Source organism: Pseudomonas sp. S2_F03 (assembly GCF_054668335.1).
In genome coordinates this window covers 158,353-172,016 of sequence record NZ_CP162759.1, presented here as the reverse complement: position 1 = coordinate 172,016, position 13,664 = coordinate 158,353, and the positions used below count along the sequence as shown (strand labels likewise).

General features: G+C 60.5%; 9 protein-coding genes and 2 pseudogenes. 5 read left to right on the top strand and 6 right to left on the bottom strand.

Going from position 1 to position 13,664, the window contains the following annotated elements; translation table 11 throughout:
- The 6 genes and pseudogenes from tssG to tssB form a co-directional block, all read right to left on the bottom strand.
- Positions 1-1,027, bottom strand: a pseudogene (gene tssG, locus AB4N76_RS00790) (type VI secretion system baseplate subunit TssG).
- On the bottom strand, positions 991-2,784 hold the full coding sequence (gene tssF, locus AB4N76_RS00785; RefSeq protein WP_258665993.1) for a type VI secretion system baseplate subunit TssF: 1,794 nt from the start codon (positions 2,782-2,784) through the stop codon (positions 991-993). The pseudogene tssG and the gene tssF overlap by 37 nt, the downstream one beginning before the upstream one ends.
- The gene (gene tssE, locus AB4N76_RS00780; RefSeq protein WP_109786124.1) at positions 2,768-3,211 is read right to left on the bottom strand and encodes a type VI secretion system baseplate subunit TssE; all 444 of its coding nucleotides are present in this window, start codon (positions 3,209-3,211) and stop codon (positions 2,768-2,770) included. Before tssE ends, tssF begins: the two co-directional genes overlap by 17 nt.
- A gap of 15 nt (positions 3,212-3,226) precedes the next feature.
- Positions 3,227-3,724, bottom strand: coding sequence for an Hcp family type VI secretion system effector (locus AB4N76_RS00775; RefSeq protein WP_046031392.1), 498 nt, complete (start codon positions 3,722-3,724; stop codon positions 3,227-3,229).
- Between the two features lie 117 nt (positions 3,725-3,841).
- Positions 3,842-5,323 carry a type VI secretion system contractile sheath large subunit gene (gene tssC, locus AB4N76_RS00770; RefSeq protein ID WP_046031391.1) on the bottom strand — a complete coding sequence of 494 codons (1,482 nt, stop codon included), beginning with the start codon at positions 5,321-5,323 and terminating at the stop codon, positions 3,842-3,844.
- Positions 5,324-5,351: 28 nt separating this feature from the next.
- Positions 5,352-5,906 carry a type VI secretion system contractile sheath small subunit gene (gene tssB, locus AB4N76_RS00765; protein ID WP_046031390.1) on the bottom strand — a complete coding sequence of 185 codons (555 nt, stop codon included), beginning with the start codon at positions 5,904-5,906 and terminating at the stop codon, positions 5,352-5,354.
- Positions 5,907-6,134: 228 nt separating this feature from the next.
- On the opposite strand from tssB, the gene AB4N76_RS00760 reads away from it, so the two are divergent.
- The 5 genes and pseudogenes from AB4N76_RS00760 to tssA all read left to right on the top strand — a co-directional run bounded on the left by AB4N76_RS00760 (position 6,135) and on the right by tssA (position 13,658).
- Positions 6,135-6,584: a hypothetical protein gene (locus AB4N76_RS00760; RefSeq protein ID WP_046031389.1), complete on the top strand. Its 450-nt coding sequence runs from the start codon at positions 6,135-6,137 to the stop codon at positions 6,582-6,584.
- A 54-nt stretch (positions 6,585-6,638) separates the two neighbouring features.
- Positions 6,639-7,969: pseudogene (gene tssK / locus AB4N76_RS00755) on the top strand (type VI secretion system baseplate subunit TssK).
- A gap of 18 nt (positions 7,970-7,987) precedes the next feature.
- Positions 7,988-8,755: a DotU family type IV/VI secretion system protein gene (locus AB4N76_RS00750; protein WP_077432038.1), complete on the top strand. Its 768-nt coding sequence runs from the start codon at positions 7,988-7,990 to the stop codon at positions 8,753-8,755.
- A complete protein-coding gene (locus tag AB4N76_RS00745) occupies positions 8,752-12,573 on the top strand; it encodes a type VI secretion system protein (protein WP_460163981.1) in 3,822 nt (1,273 codons plus the stop codon). The genes AB4N76_RS00750 and AB4N76_RS00745 overlap by 4 nt, the downstream gene beginning before the upstream one ends.
- Complete coding sequence (gene tssA / locus AB4N76_RS00740) at positions 12,570-13,658, top strand: type VI secretion system protein TssA (protein ID WP_460163980.1); 1,089 nt, start codon at positions 12,570-12,572, stop codon at positions 13,656-13,658. The genes AB4N76_RS00745 and tssA overlap by 4 nt, the downstream gene beginning before the upstream one ends.
- Positions 13,659-13,664 lie beyond the last annotated feature (6 nt).

Below are 13,664 nucleotides of genomic sequence, written 5' to 3'. Positions count from 1 at the left end.
TCAGGTGATCTCCGGCTGACGAAGGCCGATGGTGATCCGTTGTACGGCAAGGCTGGCCTGACGTTGCAGACCGCCATTCCAACTGAGCACTGGAGGCGCTTGACGTCCAAGTTTCATTGGGCCGGCGCCACGTACCAGCAGCACCAGCGTGCAATCCAGATCCGGACCGAAATACAGGGCGCTGAGGCTGGCGAGCGCAGCATGAGATTCGCCATCGGGCAGAAACCGCGCGGCCTGGGCAGACGTCAGCGGGCCGAGGGTCAGGCGATAACCTGCGTGTTCATCCCAGACCCGAGTGCCGGCCACTGCGCTGACGCCCAATTGCAGATTGCGCCCACCCGGTTGCAAGCGGCTGCGACTGGCGGGCGGGATCTCGCGCCAGGCACCTTGAAAGGCACTGAGTTCTACGGGTAGTTCGAACTGCTCACGTATGATCGCGGCAAATCCGGCAAGGGAGCGGCGTCCATCAGTAAACAGGGCGGTGCACGCCAGCACGGCGCAATCGGGGATGGCCTGTCGTTCCTGCAACGCTTTGGGCAGCAGTCCGGTCAGTGCCCGCAATTGCACCTGCACCGGGGAGACTCCGGGTGCGGTGAAACCTGCGGCGATCCGGTGTTTGCGCATCACTTTGTACAGCAGGCTCAGCAGTCGATGCTGGAACAGGTCAAGGAATTCGGCGGGTGCATGATCCTTGGCCCGTGCCCGTTGCTGCAGCCATTCCTGATAGGCGTAGGGCAGGGGGCCGTCGGGGCCGCCAAGGCCAAATACCGGTGTGCTCAGGACCGGCTGCTGGCCGGGTTCCTGGGTGAGGCTTTCGATTTCACTGGCCGAGAATAGTGGCGTCAACGGCCCCCGCAAACGCAGTGCTTCCGCTTGCGGGGGCGGTGCCGCTGCCCAGCGATTCGGCCTGTGGGTGTTCGCGTTCCAGCAGCAACAACGCCTGCAACAATTCGAACGCCTGGGGTTCCTGACGCAGTCGTTGGCTCAGGCTCAGAGGGACAGCGGCATGCCGGCTTGGGGTTGCCATGCTTTGACCTCCTTGTCTGATTGAACCAGTACCGTGCGCACAAAGCGGTTGGCGGTGGCATAGAGCGAAAAGAATTGCGCCAGCACCGCTGAAAACAACACCGCGCTGCTGCCGACGAAATGCTGCGGATCAAGCTGTAACCGCACTTCAAGTCCATTGCGCCAGCCGCGCCAGGCGTCTTCGCCGACATGGGCGATGACCCGTTCGCAACCGAGGCCAAGCAAGCCTTCGATCTGTCGCCAGGCGCTGGCCTCGTCACGCAGGTTGTGCAATTGCAGAATTTCCCTGAGTGCATCCAGAGCCTGTGGCCCTTCGACCAGCGACAAATGATTGAGGCTTAGTTGCGACACCAGCCGCCAGCGCGATTCTCCGTCCAGGCGCGGCAAACTCTGTGGGCTTGGAGGATTGCGCAGGCGCGCCCAGGCTACCGGGCCCGGACGCTCAAAGCCTAACGGCGTGCCGGCGGGAAGGCTCTGCGCCAAGTGTCGGTTTGTGCAGAGTAGTTCGGCGGTGAGGCTGTATTCGATGGCGTCCGTCAGCGGGTCGAGTCGGGTATCCACCAGGCTCAGCAACAGGTCAGTGCCGAGGCGATTCGGGGTCATGCCGCTAACGCGCCGGGCGTGCCAGTAACACTGTTTATCGTTTCCGCTGTGCTGGCTGCCGTAATAGGCGGGTACTCGCTGTACGCCCTGGCGGGTGCTGGCCCGCATCGCCCGGATGCTATGGATCTCGACGCTGTTTTCCCGATGACTGTCGGCCACCAGGCGGTATTCGCTGCGGGTGCCGTCCGGACGCAGTGGCTCTGAGGTTCGCGGAAACAGGTTGATCACCGGCGTGCAGCCCAGTGCAAAATCGCTGGCCTGAAGGTGCATTCGATTGCTCGGCGCACGGTCAAAGACGATGTACACATACAGGGCCTGGTGATCGCTGGTGACACCGGCCAGAGGCAAATCAAAGAAATTGAATTTGTCCGGGAAGGCAAAGTATTCGGCTAACAAGCGCATGCCAGGGTGCACGCCATCCTCGTCTGGTAGCAACACTTCATCGCTGGCAAAACCGACGATGTGTGGCAGCCCCTCAAGCCCCTTCGGCACGCTGCCGATGGGGCCGGCCAGCACCTTCACGGCATGAGCACCGAGCAGGTCATAGAGACAAGCGTTGATCACCGGCGAGGCGCTCAGATGGATACGCAATTGTTCGATGCCCAGCGTCGACCATTGACTGTCGCCCAGGCAACGCAGGCCCAGACGCAGCGCCGAACGAGCCTGAGCGACGCCCGTCAGGGCCTGGGCTTCTTCGCTGCCCAACATCAATGCTTCATTGATTTCCAATGGCCACAAACGAACCGCCGCAGTGGTGCGAAAATGGATGCTTTCGCCTTTGCTGGTGGTGACGAACAATGGCGTATCGCGGGGCAACGGGTAACCGTCGTCCAGATTGCCTTTGCTGGGGTCCGGTTCGAATTGCACGATGGCGCAAGATGGCAGGGGGCGCATCGCCAATGGATACAGTTGTTCCAGAAGCGCATCGCTGAATTCGGCGTAGTCGTCATCCAGCCGCCGTTGCAGGCGCGCCGCCAGAAGCGCAAAACCCTCCAGCAGCCGTTCGACGTGCGGGTCGGGGCATTCCCCGGGAGACAGCTCCAGGCGCCTGGCAACCTTGGGGTAACGTTCGGCGAAAATACTTCCCGCATGGCGCAACCAGGTCAGTTCCTTCTGGTAATAGTCGAGCAGTTGCGGGTCAATCGAGTCGCTCATGACGCACCTCAAGGCCATCGCTGACCCGCTCGATAAAAAAGGCCACCGGCCAGTGCTGACGGCCACTGCGTAGCTCCCCGACCAACCGAATCCTCAGTTGCTGCGGTTGACCGGGCACTGGCTCGACCTGAACTTCGCCCAGTCGCAGGCGCGGTTCAAAATGAGTAATGGCCTCGCGCACGTCCCGCGCCAACTGACGACGGTCATCGCTGCGTTGCTGTTGCAGGGCGGTCCAGTCAGCGATGCCGTAGTCGAGAATGCTCGGCGGTGAGGTGAGCGCGTGTGGACCGCGTCGGGTGTTGAACAGGCGCAGCAGTTCCGTGCGGACCGAGTCGAGCAGGCCTTGAAGGTCGAACACGCGCAGCGTGTCGACCTCGCTTGAGGCGAGTCGCTCGAACAGCGGCGGGAGGAAGCGGCTGCCAGCCATGGCCGACGCGTGCGCTTACTTGACGAGCTTGTTGGCGGCCAGGTCCCAGGTCGAGGCGGCCGTGCCTTCCTTGGTTCCGTCGTCCTTTTGCGCAGTCAGCTCCCATTTGATCTTGGTGAAGTTCAGGGACAGGGTTTCCACCGGTTTGCCACCCGTACCGCCGCTGACGCTTACGTTGGACAGCACCACGTTGGTCAGGGTGTAGATGATGAACGGCATCAGTTGGCCGCTGCCTTCAGCCGCGTTGCGACCGATGATGACCTTTGCTTCCGGAATCGGTTTGCCGGCGCAGCAATATTCGTTCAGAGACGGAGTCGAGCTGTCGACGAACTTCGTCAACGTGAACTCACCTATGTGTGGCTTGCCGGAAGTCCGTTCCGAGTTGCTGACATCGTTGGTCACCTGCATGGCCACGTTGTGGCTGTAGGACATGACTTCGATCTTGTCCTTATAGCCCTCAAGCAGGCTGTCGCCTTTGATGTCGCCGCCGAGGTCGAGAATGATTGCATCCATCGCATGAAACTCCTGAAGGTTATCGCAATTAAGTGGGGTGAACGCCCATGCCGATCAGTCGAGCCACCGATTGAGCCCCGTGGCGAGGAAGCAAGCCCCCTCGCCACGGGTCAGTGGTCAGGCGGCTACCGGTGGCGGCAGGGTGGCGACCAGGCGGATCGAGGCGGTCAGTTCTTCCAGCTGGAAGTGTGGCCGCAGGAACACCGTGGCCTTGTAGGCGCCCGGCTTGCCGGCGACTTCAGTCACATCCACACGGGCTTCACGCAACGGGTACTGCGCCTTGATTTCTTGCGGCGCGTTATCGTTGATCAGCACGTAATCGGCGATCCAGTTGTTGAGGTAGGTCTGCACGTTGTCACGGGTCATGAAGCTGCCGACCTTGTCGCGCATGATCACCTTCAGGTAGTGCGCGAAACGCGAGGCGGCGAGCACGTAAGGCAACATCGCCGAAATCCGCGCGTTGGCGTTGGCCTCGTTGGTGTTGTACAGCTTGGATTTGTTGGTGGTCTGGCCGCCGAAAAACACCGCCACGTCGCTGTTTTTTTTGTGGCACAAGGCGATGAAACCGAGGTCGTTGAGCTCTTTTTCCCGGCGATCGGTGATTGCCACTTCAGTCGGGCACTTGAGTGACAAGTCGCCGGAGGTGGTGCGGAACGTGTGGGCTGGCAAACCTTCGACTGCGCCACCGCCTTCGGCCCCGCGAATTGCCGCGCACCAGCCGTACTTGGCGAAGGCTTCGGTGATGCGTTGCGACAAGGCCCAGGCGGCGTTGCCCCACAAGTATTTACCGTGGTCGCTGCCGTTGACGTCCTCAACGTAATTGATGCCTTCGACCGGCGAGGTGTCCGGGCCGTACGGCAGGCGCAGCAGGAAATGCGGCAACACCAGCGACACGTAGCGCGAATCTTCGCTTTCACGGAACGAGCGCCATTTGATCAGTTCCTGGCTCTCGAACACTTTCGACAGGTCACGTGGCACGGCCAGTTCGGTGAAGCTGTTCATGTCGAACAGCCGTGGGCTGGCGGCGGCAATGAACGGGGCGTGCGCCGCTGCGGCGACGTTCGACAGTTTCTCCAGCAGGCCGATGTCCTGCGGGTGACGGCCAAAGGTGTAGTCACCCACCAGCAGGCTGAATGGGTGGCCACCGAAGGTGCCGTATTCTTCTTCGTAGATCTTCTTGAACAGCGCGCTCTGGTCAAACTCGACAGCTTTTTCCAGGTCGTTCTGCAGCTCTTTCTGAGTCACATTCAGCAAGCGCAATTTGAGCCTGGAGCTGGTTTCGGTGTTTTGCACCAACAGATGCAAGCCGCGCCAGGAGGCTTCGAGTTTCTGTAAGTCGGGGTGGTGCAAGACTTCATTGAGTTGCGCGCTGATCAATTCATCGATCTGGCTGATGCGGTCGTTGATCATCGCCACGGTGTCCTTGTCGATGGCCATGCCTTCGTCGAGAACCTGGGTGGCGAACTCCGCGAGCATGTCGCGGGCATAGTCCTGCTGGCTATCGTCATGGGCCATGCGGCCTTCGGCGATGATGCGGTCGAGCAAGGACAGGCTTTGAGTGGTGCTTTCACTGGTGTTGGCGCTGGCTGAAGCGGGCATGGCGACGTCTCCTTAAGTGAATAAGTGATCAGGCCTGCGGTTGATCGGGGGCATCGCTCGGTGCTTCGCTGTCACCTGCGGGGGGAGCGGTTTCCGGGCGCGCAGACTTGATCTCTTGCAGGCCTTCGGTGTTGGCAATGACGTCGCGCAACAGCTTGTCCAGGTCATCGTTGCCGTCGAGTTTGGTCAGCAGGTCACGCAAACGCTGACGGGCTTCGAACAGACGCCGCAACGGGGTCACTTGCTCGACCACCTTGACCGGGTCGAAGTCGTCGATGTGTTTGAAGTTGAGTTCGATGTTGAGCTTGCTCTCGTCACCGCTGAGCGTGTTGGTGACCTGCAAGGTGGCGCGCGGGGCAATAGAAGCGAGCACTTCGTTGAAGTTGTCGCGGTCGATCTCGGTGAAGCGCCGTTCGTTCAACTTGGGAAGTGGCTCGAGTGGTTTGCCGGAAAGGTCGGCCAGGATTCCGACGACCAACGGCAATTCTTTTTTCTCGATGGCGTTGCCGATTTCGACGTCGTAGGTGATTTGCACCCTTGGCGGGCGGACCCTGTCGAGCTTGTGCTGAGTACTTTCTGCCATGTTGGCTGACTCCGATGCATGAGCGGGCGCAATGCATCGGGAGGCCCGTTCATCGCTTTCCCTTGCTGGACCGTAGGTTAGAAAGGGTGGCAGATGGACCTGTCGTTCCTTTGACAAACCTTCCACATTCGGCATAGGGGGGCCGAACTACCCAAGACGCTAGAACAGGTCTATAAAAAAGCAAGCGAAAAACAATCTTGGACCGCCTCGAGAAAAGGACAATTCACTTTGTTTGCACGTTTTTTTGCTTTCGCCCTGTTCCTGACCCTATCCGGGTGCTCGTTTTTCGGGCCTCGGGTGGACCTCGACAACCTGACCCTGGACGTCGCGCCCAAGGCCAACGACGACACTCCGATCGCTGTGGATTTCATCGCCGTGAACGACCCGGACTTGCTCAAACAGTTGTCCGGCATCACGGCGCGGCAGTGGTTTGCCGAGCGTGATCAGTATCAACGCGACTATCGGCAGTTGATAACGGTGTGGGGGCTGGAGCTGGTCCCCGGCCAGTTCATCGACAAACAACCCTTCCCGCTGGGGGGCAAGCGGGCGACTGGACTTTTGGTCTTCGCCAGCTATAACACTCCCGGAGCACACCGATTACGGCTCGATGATCAGAGCGATGCCTGGCTCAAGTTCGACAGCCGCGAGATGACGCTGGTCAACAACACTGCGCAGTGAACCCATTGTCAGTGCGCCGTTTTGCGCGGTGATGTAGACGTCGAAGGGAGTCGTATGAGCCTGTTACCTGACGCGGTTTGTTGGCACGAAGGCATGCAGTTGCTGCCCCAGCATTTCCAGTTGCAAGGGTTGCGCGCCGAAGCGTTGGTGGCGCACTTTGCCCAGGCCTGCAATCCGTGGTTCTGGGGGGTGAGCCGGGTGGAATTCGACCCCGGTGCACTGAGTGCCGGGTTGGTGCGCCTGGTCAGTCTGCAAGCGACGATGCCGGACGGCCTGCCGGTCAATGTGCAGGTGGGTGTCGGGCCGACACTGGAGCTCGATATAGCGAAGCGGTCAACGCCTCGCAGAACGCCACGGTGACGGTGTATCTCGCCGTCAGCCCATTGTGGCGTGCCGGGCAGTTGTTGCCGCTCAAAGGGCGACTGCAATCGGTGGTCGGCGATGCGTTGCCGGATTTGACCAGCGGCGAGTACCCCGAGTCGATCACGGTGTGGCGGCCGAACCCGCGTTTGTGCACGCAGTTGAACAAGGCCGATTCCGTTTGCTTGCCTCTGCTGAAAATTCGCAAGGAGGGCGGTGGTTTTCTGTCCTTGCCCTACACGCCGCCCACGCCATGCCTGTCGCCGGAATCGGTGTTGGGTCGCCGGGTAGCCGGGCTGTGCGCCAGGACGCGAGAGAAATGCATGTTCCTCGCCGGCCGTTTGCGCCAGGCGCAACAGGCCGGAAATCAGGACGATGCGATGGAAATTCGTCGCCAGTTGACGGCGCTTTGGGCGCGTCTGCCGGAGGTCGAAGGAACGTTGAACAGCCGACTGGCATCGCCACAGGCGTTATACGGGGTGTTGCTCGGGCTGGCGGGAGCCTGGTCGGCCCTGGACCCGCTGGCGGGCGTGCCGCCCTTTGCCCCGCTGGACTTTCTGGAGCTGCAACAAGGCTATGAGCCGGTCCTCGACTGGCTCGACAGAACCCTGGAACTGATTCGCGCCGGCTATCGCAGTGTGCCGTTTGAACGCAGCGAACAGAGCTTCTCGATTCAACTGCCCGACGATCAGCCGAGCCAGCGTCTGGTCATCGGTTTGCGCATGCCCAACGGTGCCAGCGAGCAGGCGGCCAGCGAATGGCTGAGTGGGGCGATCATTGCCTCGGCGCCGCATATTACGTTGTTGAGCCGGCAACGCATGAGCGGTTTGCCCCACCAGGCCATGAGCCGCAACGAGCAAGTGGCCTACAGCGTCGGCGAGGACACGCGATTGTTTGTGGTGACGGCCGATGGCCAATGGTTCGACGGGCAATTGCCGTTACTGATTGCCGCGCCGGCCTCAAAACCGGCGAGCAGTCCATGGCAAGTGGTGTTGTTTGTGGCCCAGGCGAGTGAAGGTGCTTGATCCAGGAAGGGGCGTCGAATGTCTGAGGGAAATGCCGGGACGGGTACACGGAGCCTTCGTGAGGCGCCACTGAGCAGCGCCTTTCGCGAGGCCTGGCTGCAATGGTCCCAGGAATGGAATCAGTTGCCCAAGGACAGCGATGATGAGGCGCTGGTGGAAGCGGTGGTCGATCTGTCGACGCAAATCTCCCAGCGCCTGTGGCGAACGGCATACGCCCGGGTCGGTGATGCGGCGACCGACCAGGTCAAGGCGCTGGTCTATGCCTTTGTCGCGTTGATCGACGAAACGCTGCTGTTTACACCCTGGCCGGGCCAGTCCGTGTGGCAGGAGAAGCCGCTGGAATCGCGGATGTACGCCAGCCGTCAGGCCGGTGAAAAATTGCCGCTGGCGATCAAGGCTCTGCTGGACGAACAGATTCCCGCTACCCGCGATCTGGCCAATGTCTATTTGCAGTGCCTGGTGTTGGGATTTGAGGGGCGCATGCGTGGTGAGCTGGGGCAATCGCGGCATGAAAAACTGCGTCTGGCGCTGTTTACCTTTGCCTGGCAGCACGAACCTGATTATGCCGATGTCAGTGCCCGGCTTCAGCAGCCCTCTGCGGTGCCACCGGTGCAGTTGCCGGTACGTCAATCGTTACCGGATGGTTTTCGGCTTGGCGTGGGGATTCTCGCCATGGTCCTGATACTGACAGGGCTGGGGCAGTTTTTCTGGCGTGACATTCGCCAGGAGCTTGATCCGGTGTTGCAGATGACCGACTCGGTCAGCACCTCGGAGCAAGACTCATGAGCGCGTTGGGGTGGGTGAGTCTGATCATTGGGTTGTTGTTGCTGCTGATTATCATCGGGGGCGTGGTCTGGTGGTTGCGCACCCAGAGCGGGGCGGCGGTCCGCAGTTTTTATACCTCGGTCCGCCATATGGAGCAGGAGCAGGGCGCTCAGGACCGGTATCAGATCCCGTGGTTACTGATGCTCGGCGACGAAACCCAGGGCACTCAATTGTGCAGCCAGTGGCGTCTGCAACCAACCGACAAACCCGCCTGGTTCGGGCGCTGGTGGTCGGACCCCGAAGGTGCGGTATTGGTGGTGCCACAGGCGCTGTTTTTGCCGGAAGAAGGCATGAACCTGCAACGAGGCGGCTGGTGGCGTTTGCTGGGATTGATTTTGCGCTTGCGCAGCAAACGACCACTGGACGGGGTGATCTGGACGGTCCCGGTCAGTCGATTGGGCAATGTCGAGCTGGCCGCGAGCCTCGGTCTGGCGGCCCGCCGGCGCTTCATCGACATGCTGCAACGATTCGGCCTGAGCTTGCCGGTGTATGTCGTGATCACCGGTATGGAAGAGCTGCCCGGGTTTCAGGAACTGATCACGGCACTGCCCGTTGATGCCCGCGAACGCACGCTGGGCTGGTCGACACCGTTTGGCCCCGAGTCAGCCTGGCAGGCGCAATGGAGCGATCAGGCGCTGGATCAGGTTAACCGTGCCTTGGCTGAATCGATCATCGAAATCGGCACGTTGTCGGGCCATTTGAAGGGCGAGCTGTTCGGGTTGCCGGAACGTATCGAGGCGCTGAGGCGCAATCTGCAAACGGTGCTGGAGCCGGTGTTCCAAGGCAATGCCCAAGGTGAGGCGCCGCGTTTTCGTGGCGTTTATTTCACCGCTAACCAACCGACGCAAGACACGCCGGACGGATTTTCAGCCTACGACACCGGGTTGCAACAAAGTGCATTCGCCCGCCAATTGTGGCAGCGCCGGGTAGTCGCCGAGCGGGGATTGGCGCAAGTGGTACCGCGCCTGTTGCGCTTGCGTCAGCGTTGGCAGCGATTGACGGGGGTGGTGGCGCTGGTGGTCGGTGTGGTGTGGGCCGCGAGCATGCTCTGGGTCTGGCAGGACTCAGTCAAAGATGCGCATGAGCTGTCGCGTCTGTTGCAAGGTGCGCAGAAAAACTACCTGACGGTTACCGACGAGTCGCATCGGCTGGAGTCGACACGACGCAACGTCCAGGGATTCTGGCGGGTGTTGGAAAAGGCCCCGCGCTGGACCTTTACTTCCGTAGCGTTTCCCACGTCCTGGTTTTCTTCACTGGATGTGCAGCTGGAAAACCAACTGCGCCTGACCGCCCAGAGCCACTTATTGGAGCCCTTGCACGACTTGCTGAATGCGGAGCTGGTGAAACTCAAGGGCATCCGCAACACCGAGCGCCGTGGCAACGTCGAAAGTGAGGACCCGGCCCAATGGCAAAATTACGTCAAAGCCAAAGACCTGGTGGAGCGCGCGGTGCGCCTTGAGCAGCAGAATCAATGGTTCAATCAGGCGCTGAACAACCCCAAGGCCCCACTCGAAGACCTGGCGTTGCTGAGCAACAACGCCTTGTCCCTGAACCTCAATGTCGGCAGCTTGCCCCGTGCCGGTTTTTACAACCGGATGTTGCTCGATGCCAATGCTGGCGACTTGAAACCGCTGGACCTGGCCATGGAGCGGCAAGTCATCGAGGAAAATTTTTCCGGGCTGATGGAGCGTTGGCTTGACCAGTATTTTCTCGCTGACAATTTTGTCCGCCAGGCCGGCTACCTCAAGTTGCATCTGGAACGGTTGGAGGCGGGCAGCGGCAACTCCCTGACTGAGCTTGAGGATTTGCGCGCATTGATCGATGACCTGCAAGCGCTGGTCGGCCTGACCAACTCCGCCTGGAGCCGCGGTAAGGGGCAGGACCTGGTGCCGGGTTATCGCGAGATGATGGATAAAGTGCGCCAGAGCAGCTTGCTCGGCCCGCAGGTTGAACAACAGCTGGATCAGCAAGCGTCCAAGTTGCAGCAAAGCTTTCGTGACCAATGGATCGCGCAGGCAGGGGCCAGAGGCAACTTGCTGGTCCAGCAAGGCAGTGGGCAGCTGGCGTTGCAAGTGCATGTCAGCCAGTTGAACAACGCGGTGCAGGCGCTGTTCAAGCGCGATTTCGTGGCCATCGCCTTGCGCGCAGACAAGACCGCCGATGCCATTGAGGGGCAAAGCGTTGATGGCGATGACCTCAGCACGGCGCTGAACTATTTTGCCAGCTACAAGAGTTATGCCGCCGAAGAGCTGCCGCGTATCCCGCCGGCGTATCGCGATGCATTGGTTCAGGCGGCAGAAGCGGCGGCAGCCAAGGCCATGTGGTTGAGTCTCAAGGATCAAAACGACCGCCCCCGTGGCGACGGTGTTTTCAATGTGCTTGCACCGCAAGCAGTGGCCCTGCAAAAAGCCTTCGCCGAAGTGCACCGCAATGATTTGGCGATGCGAGTGCAAAACGCATTGAACCGCCGCGCTATCGCTCAGGTTGTCGACGGTCTTGCGGAGATCACCGCGCAGCCATTGTTCGGCGGGCGCAGTGAAATCAGTCAGTGGGATGGCTCGAAAAACCTCGGCTTGCAATTGTACGGCGCCAGCGATGTGCAGGATTTGAAGCTGAGCCTCAAGCAGCAATTCAACACCATGCTCGGGATTACCGAGCGGCGCACCTCAGCACTGGAATGGTTGAAGACTCAGCAACAGAATCTCTCGGCGCTGGACTACGAGCGCGTTACCCAATTCAGTGCGCTCAACGAAGAGCTGCTCAAGTACAAGGACCAGAATCCTGCCAGCTCGCCGGCCCAGATCGAGCAGCTGGTGAGCCGCGATTTCATCGAAATGGACGCCACGTCCTGCGGTCAGATTTTGCAAACTGCCAACCTGTCCGGTGGGCGTGGGACCTTGGCGTTACGTGCGCTGGACCTGCAACAAAGCGCCATGCAACGCTGTCAGCTCCTGCAGCAACAGCAAGCGGCAGCGGCATGGAACGACCTGGCCAATTATTTCAATCAGTACCTGGCCGAGCGCTTCCCGTTTGCCAATGGCGTGCAAGCCACCGACGCCGACCCGGCCCGGGTCCAGCATTTTCTCGAGTTGATCGACAAGCGTCTGCCCGTGGCTCAAGCCGGATTGCAGCTCAGCCAGACGCCGGAGCGGGTGGCCGCCGAAGATTTTCTCAACCGTCTGAAGCAGGCCAGTACATGGTTAAACCCGCTGTTTGTGCGAGACAAGAGCGGCATCATTGGCGTTGAAATGGACGTGCGCTGGCGAACCGATCGCGAGGAGGAACGGGGCGCCGATCAAGTGATTGCCTGGGGTTTGAATGCTGGCAATCAACAGATCAATTACCCGGGCGAAACCCAGCCGAACCTGCGCTGGATGGTCGGGCAACCGGTCCGGCTGACCTTGCGCTGGGCCAGAAACGGCTCGCAACGTCCGGCCAACGATCCCTTGCAGCCCAATCTGATGGTGCGTGACTTTGAGGCCGATTGGGAATATGGCGGACCGTGGTCATTGCTGCGCTTGATCCGTGCGCACCAGTCCGTGCAGCGCCAGCCCAATATGGATTTCACCGATTTTCCACTGGCTTTGCGCCTGCCGGTGACCGCGCAGACCAGCACGGCGCAACAGACGCTGATGTTTATGCGCCTGTCATTAATGAGCCAGGGTGCGAAGCTGCCGTTGTCTATTCCACCGCTGCCCACCCGGGCCCCGCGTTCTCCATTCATGCAAACCAGGTCGACCGCGTCCGCGACGGTCATGACTGAGGAGGAGGGGTTTTGAATCAGATTTCACCACCGTTGCCGGAACTGATTGTCCGACTGCTGGAACCCATTAGCGAGCAAGCACCTTGCGGCGAGGACTTGCGCTACGAGCGCGAGTTCGACCAGGCGCGTGAACTGCGTCGCGAGGACGACACCAGTCTGCCTACGGGCGTCTGGCAGTCGTCGATCAAGCGGGCGCAGTGGCCGGAACTGGAAAAACTGACGTCCACGTTGCTGTTGGAGCGCAGCAAGGACTTGATGCTGTGTGCCTGGCTCGGTGAGGCCTGGTTACATCAGGAGGGTCTGGACGGATTACCGGGCAGCCTCGCGCTGGTCGCCGGTTTATGTGAACGCTATCCCGAGCACCTTCATCCTCTGGCCGAAGACGGTGATCAGTCGTGGCGGGTGATTCCGCTTGAATGGCTGGCGCGACGCTACAGTGAGGTGTTGCTGACGCGCACGCCGTTGCTCGAACCGCGAAGTGGTGAATTCGACGGTTACTGCCTGGATGCCTGGCGGCGATTGCAGTTGCAACAGGTACTGGCCAATGACAGCAAGGCGGCCAAAACATCAGCGGAAACAGCACGCAGCGAACAGAAAAAACTCACTGAACTGATTCGTGCCACGCCACTGTCCCACTGGTTGCGCCGTGAGGACAGTCTGTTGTCGAGCTTGCGACATCTGCAACGGCTCGACACATGGTGCAATGCCTATCTGGGAAACCAGGCGCCGGGCTTCAAGGTCTTGCAAGACATGATCGAGGCGTTGTTGACACTGGTTCAGGAGTTCATTGCCATGCAGCCACGCCCGTTAACCGATGCGCCGCTGGAGGTACAGCCCGTGGCGGCGTCCGGACATGACGACGCGCCGCAAGCGGCATCGGCGCCCCAGGTGTTTCGTGAACCGGTGAGTCGCGACGAGGCCTACCGTCAGTTGCTGTTGATTGCCGAGTACCTGGCACGTACCGAACCCCACAGTCCCGTCCCTTATTTGATCCGGCGCGGTGTGGAATGGGGCAACAAGCCATTGAGCGAGTTGCTGGGCGAGTTGATCTCGGCGGATGCCGAGTCTCGTCGCCTCTGGACGCTGTTGGGCGTCCTTTAGTCAACG

Coding starts and splice junctions, on each gene's coding strand:
- tssF (WP_258665993.1), bottom strand. CDS start 2,784: ATGAGCGACTCGATTGACCCGCAACTGCTCGACTATTACCAGAAGGAA.
- tssE (WP_109786124.1), bottom strand. CDS start 3,211: ATGGCTGGCAGCCGCTTCCTCCCGCCGCTGTTCGAGCGACTCGCCTCA.
- AB4N76_RS00775 (WP_046031392.1), bottom strand. CDS start 3,724: ATGGATGCAATCATTCTCGACCTCGGCGGCGACATCAAAGGCGACAGC.
- tssC (WP_046031391.1), bottom strand. CDS start 5,323: ATGCCCGCTTCAGCCAGCGCCAACACCAGTGAAAGCACCACTCAAAGC.
- tssB (WP_046031390.1), bottom strand. CDS start 5,906: ATGGCAGAAAGTACTCAGCACAAGCTCGACAGGGTCCGCCCGCCAAGG.
- AB4N76_RS00750 (WP_077432038.1), top strand. CDS start 7,988: ATGTCTGAGGGAAATGCCGGGACGGGTACACGGAGCCTTCGTGAGGCG.
- AB4N76_RS00745 (WP_460163981.1), top strand. CDS start 8,752: ATGAGCGCGTTGGGGTGGGTGAGTCTGATCATTGGGTTGTTGTTGCTG.